Here is a 6,590-nt window from a genome sequence, read left to right as displayed (position 1 = left end):
GACGCTCCCCGCTGCCCCGGCGCGCGGAGCGGCCCCGGCGGGCGGAGCGGCCCCGGGTGCCGGGCTCCCGAGCGCCGGTGCCGTGCCCACCGGAGCGGTCGCCAGCGCTCGCGCCCGTCCCGGTCGGTCGCGGAGCGGTCGGGCCGCGCAGCCGGTCCCGCGGACGATCTGCCCGAAGACCCCTCGGCTACCCTCGGGGGAGTCGTTCACGAGCCGGTGCGCGCCCGCGACGGCCTCGGCGGTCGAGGCAGACCTCCGCGCCGCGCTGCAGGAGCGGTTCGCGCTGACCTTCGACCACACCGCGATCCGGCTCGACCGTCCGTTCTTCGACCACGTCGAGGCCTGGCCGGACATCGTGCTGCCCGAGCTGCGGGTCGCGATCGAGTACGACAGCACCGGTCGTCACGGTCTGGAGCACGTCGGTCCGCGGCAGGACACCGACCGGCGGAAGGACCGTGCCGTCCGTGCCGTCGGGTGGGAGGTCGTCCGGATCCGGACCGGCCGCCTGCCGGCGCTCGGGCCGTACGACCTCGAGGTGTCCGGGATCTCCCGGGGCACGATCGAGCGGCTCGTCGACACCCTGCGCGAGCTCCGCGGGCCGCTCTTCGTGGACGCGTACGCACGGTGACGACCGAGTCGGGGTACATCGTCGGGGTACAGGTTCGCTGGGTCCCGCGTTCCGTGGACGGTAGGAACGAAGCATGACAGCGACCGCCTTCTGCCTGCACGCGCTGGGCTCCAGTTCCGAGGAGTTCGCGCTCCTCCGCTCGGAGCTCGCCGGTGACCTCGACCTCGTCGGCATCGACCTGCCGGGGTTCGGGCGGAGCCCCGCCTCGGGCGGCACGACCGTCGAGGAGATGGCCGTGCGGGTCGAGCGTGCGATCGGTGCCAGCGGCGCCACGGAGTGGGTGCTCGTCGGGCACTCCATGGGCGGGAAGGTCGCCACGGTCGTCGCCGACCGGACCGTCTCCGGCGCGAACGGCCTGTTCGGGCTGCGCGCCGTCGTGCTCCTGGCCCCGTCGCCCCTGGCGCCGGAACCGATGGCCGAGGAGCGCCGCACGTCGATGCTCGCGTGGGCCGAGCACGGACCGATCGAGCAGGACCACGCCGCCGAGTTCGTCGACGCGAACACCGCCGAGGTGCTACCGCCCGACCGCCACGAGCAGGCGGTGCAGGACGTCCGCCGGACCGACCCCCGCGCCTGGCGCGACTGGCTGCTCCGCGGCAGCCGCGAGGACTGGTCGGCCACGGCCGCACCGAACCCCGTGCCGACGCTCGTGCTGGCCGGAGCCGAGGACGGCGACCTCGCCGCCGACGCCCAGCGCCGGCTGACCCTGCCGCACTGGCCCGCCGCCGAACTGCACGAGGTCGCCGGTGCCGCACACCTGCTGCCGTGGGAGCGTCCGGTCGAGGTGGCCGCGATCGTCCGCGACTTCTGGACCCGGCGCGTCGCGCACGCCCCGGTCGTGCCCGCCGACAACGCCCGCGTGATCGCCTCGCCGCGCGTGAGCGCCCGGACCCGCGGGCTGCTCGCCGTCCGGTCCCTCGCCGACGACCCGGCCGCGGCCCCGGACGCGCTCGACCAGCAGCAGCTCGACACGCTCCGCGCGGTCGCCCGGATCGTCGTCCCGCAGCCGGGGGAGCACGAGGTCGACCTGGCGCTGCGGGTCGACGCGCAGCTGGCCGCGGGCCAGGGCGACGGGTGGCGGCCGGACGGCATGCCGACCGACGTCGAGGCGTACCGCGCGGCCCTCGACGTGCTCGCACCGGCGGCCGGGTCCGACGCCCTGGCCGACGCGCTCGAGGACGTCGCCGCCGGTCGGTACCGTTCGGACGGCGCACTCGACGCCGAGCAGCTCCGCGCGTGGTTCGAGGACGCGAGCGTGGACCTGGTCAAGCAGTGGCTCGCCCACCCCGCGACCATGTCCGAGATCGACTACGACGGCTTCGCCAACGGTGGCGACGGCGTCCGCAAGCAGGGCTTCCAGGTGCTCGGTGCCGGGCAACGGGAAGCATGGGAACCCGAGGGAGCAGCACGATGAGACTCGATGCACAGCGGCGCTACCAGGACGACGAGGTCGTCGACGTGGTCGTGGTCGGGACCGGTGCCGGCGGCGCACCGCTCCTGGCCCGACTCGCCCGCGAGGGCCTGACGGCGGTCGCCTTCGAGGCCGGTCGCAACACCGAGCCGGGGGACCACACCCCGGACGAGGTCGAGGCCCCCGCCGACATCAACTGGATGGACGAGCGGATCAGCGGCGGCGCGACGCCGACGGCCTTCGGACCGAACAACAGCGGCACCGGCGTGGGCGGCTCGACCCTGCACTGGGGCGCGTTCACCCCGCGGCCCAGCGTCCACGACCTGCGGCTGCGCACCGAGAGCGGGCAGGGCGAGGACTGGTCGATCGACCACGCCGAGCTCACCGGGTACATCGAGCGCGTCGAGCACGAGGTCGGCGTCGCCGGGCCCGAGCACTACCCCTGGGACCCGTCCCGTCGGTACCGGATGGGTCCGCCGCCGCGGAACGCGTCGTCGGACATGATGATGCGCGGGACCGCCGCGCTCGGCATCACGGCGACGGACGCCCCCGTCGGCCTCACCACCGAGGACCGGCACCAGGAGCACCACGGTCTCCGTCAGGCCTGCGTGTCGTGCGGGTCCTGCCACCAGGGCTGCCGGAACGGCGCCAAGGTCTCGATGGACACGACGTACCTGCCCGCCGCCGTGGCCTTCGGCGCGGAGATCCGTCCGGAGTCCTTCGTGCACGGCATCGAGCTCGACGCCGACGGCAAGGTGTGCGCGGTCCTCTACACCCGTGACGGACGCGAGCGTCGTCAGCGCTGCCGGTCGCTCGTGCTCGCAGCCGGTGGTGTCGAGACGCCGCGGCTGCTCCTGCACACCGGACTCGCGAACAGCAGCGGTCAGGTCGGCCGGAACTTCACGGCGCACGGGGCGACTCAGGTCTGGGCGACCTTCGACGAGTCGATGCGGTCGTACCGCGGGTACCCGTCCTCGATCATCACCGAGGACTTCGTCCGGCCGTCCGACGCCGACTTCGCCGGGGGGTACCTCATCCAGAGCCTCGGGGTGCAGCCCCTGACGTTCGCGACGACGCTCGTCCGCGGCGGGTCGCTGCGGGGCGCCGAGCTCGTCCGGGCGATGCGCGACTACCCGCGGATGGCCGGGGTCGGCATCAACGCCGAGTGCCTGCCCTACGACGACAACCGGCTCGTGCTCTCCGACGAGCTCGACGAGCACGGGGTCCCGCGCGCCCGCGTGACGTTCTCGCCCGGGTCCAACGAGGAGGCGATCCGGGCGCACGCCGTCCGGACCATGAGCGCGATCGTCGAGGCGGCGGGTGGCACGGACGTCCGTGTCCTCGAACGCACCGCGCACACGATCGGCACCGCGCGCATGGGGACGGACGCCGGCTCGTCCGTCGTCGACCCGGCCGGGCGCTCGTGGGACGTCCCGAACCTCTGGGTCTGCGACAACTCGGTGTTCCCGAGTGCCGTCATCGCGAACCCGGCGCTGACGATCATGGCGCTCTCGCTCCGGACGGCCGACCGGTTCCTCCGCGACGACCCCGCGGCCGACCGGGCCCGGTCGGTCGCCGTCGCCGCCTGAGGGCAGACGGGCGGCGCACACCGTCGCCCGTCGCCCGACCGCGGCTGCGCGCGGGCCTCAGCCGCGCAGTGCGAGCGCCTCGCTCGTCCACCGCGCGTGCAGCGCCCACGGGTCCTCGACCCCGGCCGCCACGGTCGCGACGTGCGCCAGCAGCGCCGGCGTCGTCCGGAACCACTCCGTCCGCGGGTACCGGTCCGTGGCGAACACGGCGTGCCGGCGGCGTTCGACCCGTCGGTCGCCGCGTTCGAACGCCAGGAGTTCCTGGTGCGGCACCGCGGCGAGCCGCTGCCGGGGGTTCGCGGTCGTCCCGATCTTGACGCGGTCGCCGAAGTCGTCCCGCTGCCGCAGGTAGTACACGACGTCGACGCGCGGCGGGGGCAGCTCGCCGTCCGGCACGTCGCCCCACGGCCACTCGCAGGTCGCGCAGGTCGTCGCGGTCGGCCAGCGGACACCGAGCCGCGACCCGCAGACCGGGCAGGGTCCCGGCAGGGCGTCCTCGGTGCCGACCTGCTCGGCCGCCGTGTCCGTCACGAGCGCGACGTGGCCGCCGCAGAGCGGCAGGACCGCGGCGAAGCCGTCGGCGGACGGTGCGTCGCACCCCGGGACGCAGCAGGCGGGGACGGAGGGAGGGGTGACCACGCGCCGGACGCTAGCGGGCACCACCGACGCGACCCGTGCCTCCCGTCCGCTCAGTCGGCGAAGATCACCCCGACCGGCTCGCGCTTCTCCTCCTGGAACCGGTCCTCGGCGCGACCGAGCGCCCAGTACGCGGACAGGGACAGGTCCGCCTTCTCGAGACCCCAGTCGTCCTGCAGGAGCCGCCGGATCGCCTTGACCGCCGTGCGCTCACCGTGCGCGAAGACCTGCACCGGCCGGGAGGCGCGGGGCAGCGCCTCGGCCGCCGCCAGCAGGAGCGTGCCCGGCTCCGCGCCGGTGGCGTCGCGGTGCAGCCACCGCAGGTCGACACCGGCCGGGTGGACGAGCGGCTGCTCGTCGGCCGCGGAGGCGACCTCGACGAGCGCGACCCCGGTGGCGTCCTCGTGCATCGCCGCGAGGGCCGCACCGATCGCCGGCAGCGCGCTGTCGTCGCCGAGCAGCACGTGGGTGACGTCGGGGTCGGTGGCCGGGGTGTACCCGCCGCCGGGACCGGAGAGCGCGAGCAGGTCGCCGGGCCGGGCCGCCACCGCCCACGGACCGGCGAGGCCCTCGTCGCCGTGCACGACGAAGTCGATCGCGATCGTGCCCGCCTCGTGGTCCACCGACCGCACGGTGTAGGTGCGGCGGGCCGGACGCTCGTGCTTCGGCAGGTCGGCCCGCAGCGCGTCGAGGTCGTACGGCGGCACGAGGCCGCTCGCGGGCGGAGCGAGCAGGAGCTTGACGTACTTGTCGGTGGCGGCGAGCCGGTCCGGGTCGGCGCCGTCGACGAAGTCGCGGAAGGCCGGACCGCCGAGGTGCACGCGCACCGTGTGCGGGGTGATCCGTTCCGTCCGGTCGACGACGAAGACGTGCTGGGTGCGCTTGGGGCTCGGGCTCATCGTGGGGCTTCCTCTTCCGGTGCTCGACCTTCTCAGCAACTGAGGTTAGCCTCACCTCATGAGTCCGACCGTGACGCCGTTCTCCGAGCTGCTGCGGCGGCGGTCCCGCACCGGTGCGGGCGCGACCGCCGGTGCCTCCGCCTGGGCGGGCGGGGCGCACGACCTGCTGGCGGGGGACTGCGACGTCGCGGACTACGCCGACCTGCTCGGACAGTACGCCGTCGTGTACGACGCGCTCGAGCGCGCCGCCGAGCGGATGGCCGACCACCCGGTCGCCGCACCCTTCGTGACGACCCAGCTCACCCGGATGCCCGCGATCCGCGCCGACCTCGAGTACCTCGTCGGGCCCGACTGGTCCGAGCTCTGCTGCCCGACGGCCGCGACGACGGCGTACGTCCGCCGGCTGAACGAGGTCGCCGCGACCTCCCCGGGCGGATTCGTGGCGCACCACTACACGCGGTACCTCGGGGACCTGTCCGGTGGACCGACGCTCGCGCGGCTGCTCGAGGAGCGGTTCGGCTTCGACACGAACGGCGTGCTCTTCACGATCTTCGACCAGGTCGCCGACCCCGCGGCGTTCGAGGACACCTACGGCGCCCAGCTCGACGCCGCGCCCTGGACCGCAGCAGAGCGCGAGGCCGTGCTCGCCGAGGTCGACCTGGCCGCACGCCTCGACCGGGCGCTCGTGGCGTCGCTGCGTCGACCGGCGTCCCCGACCGCGGCGCACGGCGACGCGGTGCACCCCCTCCTCGCCTGACGACGGTCCCCGACCCGTCGGGGCCGTGGCGTGTGCGCGCCGTGCAGGGGTGCTCCTGCGCACACGTCGCGGCCCCGGCGTCCACCCCCGCAGTGGTCCGTCCGGACGGTCGTCGTCACGTGCCGTCGTGCGCCGGTACAGTGCTGGGGACCCGGGACGCGGTCCCGGCGCAACGTGAGAGGAACCCATGACGGCGATCGACGGATCGACGCGCCACGGGCGCGCACGGGACGACGTCAGCGGAGCGGTCGACAGCGACCTGCGCGCGGACGTCCGGTACCTCGGCAACCTGCTCGGGCGGGTGCTGCGGGAGACCGGTGGCGACGAGCTGCTCCACGACGTCGAGAGCCTGCGGGCCGCGGTCATCGGCGCCTACGAGGGGTCCGACGCCGAGGGTGCCGCCCGAGCCGAGGCCATCGTCGCCGAGATGTCCGCCGAGCGGGCCGAGGCCGTGGCGCAGGCGTTCACGACCTACTTCCACCTCACGAACCTGGCCGAGGAGCACCACCGCGTCCGCGTGCTCCGAGCCCGCGGCGACGACGGCGGTCTCGCCGGCGACTCGTTCCCCGCCACCTACGCCTCGCTCGTCGAGCAGGTCGGTGCCGACGAGGCCGCCGCGCGCCTGGCCGACCTGCGCTTCCACCCGGTGCTCACCGCGCACCCGACCGAG

Annotated in this window: 6 protein-coding genes and 1 pseudogene; 5 read left to right on the top strand and 2 right to left on the bottom strand. The window is 74.9% G+C overall.

The features are described 5' to 3' along the window. The 3 genes and pseudogenes from H7A69_RS16960 to H7A69_RS16950 form a co-directional block, all read left to right on the top strand. Positions 1-628: pseudogene (locus H7A69_RS16960) on the top strand (endonuclease domain-containing protein); the annotation flags it as partial. A 73-nt stretch (positions 629-701) separates the two neighbouring features. After that, positions 702-2,042, top strand: a complete 1,341-nt coding sequence (locus tag H7A69_RS16955; RefSeq protein WP_182048115.1) for an alpha/beta fold hydrolase — start codon at positions 702-704, stop codon at positions 2,040-2,042. After that, a complete protein-coding gene (locus H7A69_RS16950; RefSeq protein WP_182048114.1) occupies positions 2,039-3,628 on the top strand; it encodes a GMC family oxidoreductase in 1,590 nt (529 codons plus the stop codon). Before H7A69_RS16955 ends, H7A69_RS16950 begins: the two co-directional genes overlap by 4 nt. Before the next feature lie 57 nt (positions 3,629-3,685). Here H7A69_RS16950 and H7A69_RS16945 read toward each other — a convergent pair whose 3' ends face one another. After that, positions 3,686-4,267 carry a GIY-YIG nuclease family protein gene (locus tag H7A69_RS16945; protein WP_411469377.1) on the bottom strand — a complete coding sequence of 194 codons (582 nt, stop codon included), beginning with the start codon at positions 4,265-4,267 and terminating at the stop codon, positions 3,686-3,688. A gap of 50 nt (positions 4,268-4,317) precedes the next feature. After that, on the bottom strand, positions 4,318-5,163 hold the full coding sequence (locus tag H7A69_RS16940; RefSeq protein WP_182048113.1) for a siderophore-interacting protein: 846 nt from the start codon (positions 5,161-5,163) through the stop codon (positions 4,318-4,320). A gap of 58 nt (positions 5,164-5,221) precedes the next feature. On the opposite strand from H7A69_RS16940, the gene H7A69_RS16935 reads away from it, so the two are divergent. Both H7A69_RS16935 and H7A69_RS16930 read left to right on the top strand, forming a co-directional pair. Then, positions 5,222-5,920, top strand: a complete 699-nt coding sequence (locus H7A69_RS16935) for a heme oxygenase (biliverdin-producing) (RefSeq protein WP_182048112.1) — start codon at positions 5,222-5,224, stop codon at positions 5,918-5,920. Positions 5,921-6,107: 187 nt separating this feature from the next. Next, a partial coding sequence (locus tag H7A69_RS16930) for a phosphoenolpyruvate carboxylase (RefSeq protein WP_220456283.1) occupies positions 6,108-6,590 on the top strand: 483 nt, incomplete at its 3' end.

The sequence above is a fragment of the Curtobacterium sp. ME26 genome (assembly GCF_903970945.1).
In the GTDB taxonomy this organism is placed as follows: Bacteria; Actinomycetota; Actinomycetes; order Actinomycetales; family Microbacteriaceae; genus Curtobacterium; species Curtobacterium citri.
This window is presented reverse-complemented; position numbering and strand designations above follow the sequence as displayed.